The sequence below is a fragment of the Corynebacterium sp. HMSC04H06 genome (genome assembly GCF_001815935.1).
Lineage (GTDB): Bacteria > Actinomycetota > Actinomycetes > Mycobacteriales > Mycobacteriaceae > Corynebacterium.
Window position 1 is genome coordinate 1 of the sequence record NZ_KV823447.1, and the last position, 1486, is coordinate 1486.

General features: G+C 50.9%; 1 protein-coding gene and 1 pseudogene. One reads left to right on the forward strand and one right to left on the reverse strand.

The genetic code is table 11. The features are described from left to right. Nucleotides 1–99: 99 nt before the first annotated feature. Nucleotides 100–720, reverse strand: a pseudogene (locus tag HMPREF3067_RS11105) (recombinase family protein). Nucleotides 721–863: 143 nt separating this feature from the next. Here HMPREF3067_RS11105 and HMPREF3067_RS11285 point away from each other — a divergent pair. Continuing rightward, nucleotides 864–1301 carry a hypothetical protein gene (locus tag HMPREF3067_RS11285; RefSeq protein ID WP_034657654.1) on the forward strand — a complete coding sequence of 146 codons (438 nt, stop codon included), beginning with the start codon at nt 864–866 and terminating at the stop codon, nt 1299–1301. The last annotated feature ends 185 nt before the right edge of the window (nt 1302–1486 follow it).

Consider the following 1486-nt stretch of genomic DNA (forward strand, 5'->3'; position numbering starts at 1 on the left):
CTGGGGACTACCTTGCAAGCCCACCGTCACACGCCGCTAATCCCGTGCTCTGGTTAGGGGCGCTCCCACAGCTCCACAGAGACCGGGTTACGTCAGGCCTTACTGGTTGAGGTACTTATACAGTGTGGTGCGCCCAATCCCGAGTCGGCGGGCAACCTCCGCTTTCGGAATACCAGCGCTCACCCACCCGCGCGCCTGCGCTACTTGTTCCTCATTGAGGACTTTCGCACGCCCCTTATAAACGCCGCGCGCCTTGGCTTTCGCGATACCTTCGGCCTGGCGCTCACGAATAATCGAACGCTCAAACTCCGCCACCGACCCGAGTAGGCCAAGCATGAGCTTGGCCACCGGACTGGAATCTAATGAATAGGTCTATCCTTCTTTGAGGAACTTGACGGATACTCCGCGTTCGGTGAGTTCATCGACCAGGCGGTGCAGGTCGATAAGCGAGCGGGCAAGCCTATCCATACTCACCACAATGAGTTGATCGCCGGCACGAAGATAATTAAGCGCCCCATCTAAGCCGGGGCGCTGGGTGGACGAACCACTCACCGTGTCGGTGAAGACGCGGAAGACTTTTTCCTTCTTCAACGCCGCCAACTGTCGGTCGAGATTCTGGTCTTTGGAACTAACACGCGCGTAACCAATTTTTTGGCCCGCAACCACCTCTGGCTGTTCGGGAATGTCTAGAGGTAGTGACGGTTCTGTTTCATTACTCATAAACCCACCCTAGCGAACAGCGAGTTAAACACGATGGATGTAATTCTTAAACTGTTCGCTTAGAGTGTACCGTTTTAGCCATAGCGAAGACTCATGCAATTTAACCAAAGTTATGCAGCCTAGTGAAATACGGAGTGTGAATTATGGCGGAAACGTGGAGTTCAGAAATTTTTTACCAGGAGATACGCCATTTACTAAAGAGGTATTTTCCCTCAGAAAATTGTGTGTCTCCCGATGATGTCGAAGTACGAGCTACCTGGAAAACGTCCAAGTACGCATATTGCGTATTTTCAGTTAAATCCGCGCAAGGACTTGCATATGTTGGCATGGAATTTGCGCTGATTCCACGACACACTCTTGAATCGGGTGAAAGCTACTCATCAGAGGGGAGAACCGCTGTTACGGGGTGGGGAGATCAGTTGGCAGGAAATGCTGTTGCCCCGTATTTAGATTACGGTTCCGACGATAAGATTGAATGGATTGGTGGCGAGAGAGACTACGATCCGAAGCATTTTACGGAACTAAAAAAAATGAAAAGCGAAGGGGCAGATATTTATCTACCCCTAGCCACTCACAACTAGTCAGACAGACTAGCCCCTTCGTCTTTTAGTCGATATTGTGTTCCAAGTTAAACCACCGAGGAGCTACGTCACTACCACCATTGGAACCACGCAGCGGGAAAAGTGTCTTCAACCCACGGGTCTCTTGCGCACCTTCAATGTGAATAGTAGTTTCTTGAAGCGTCCTGGGTTTAGTTCCTACCTCA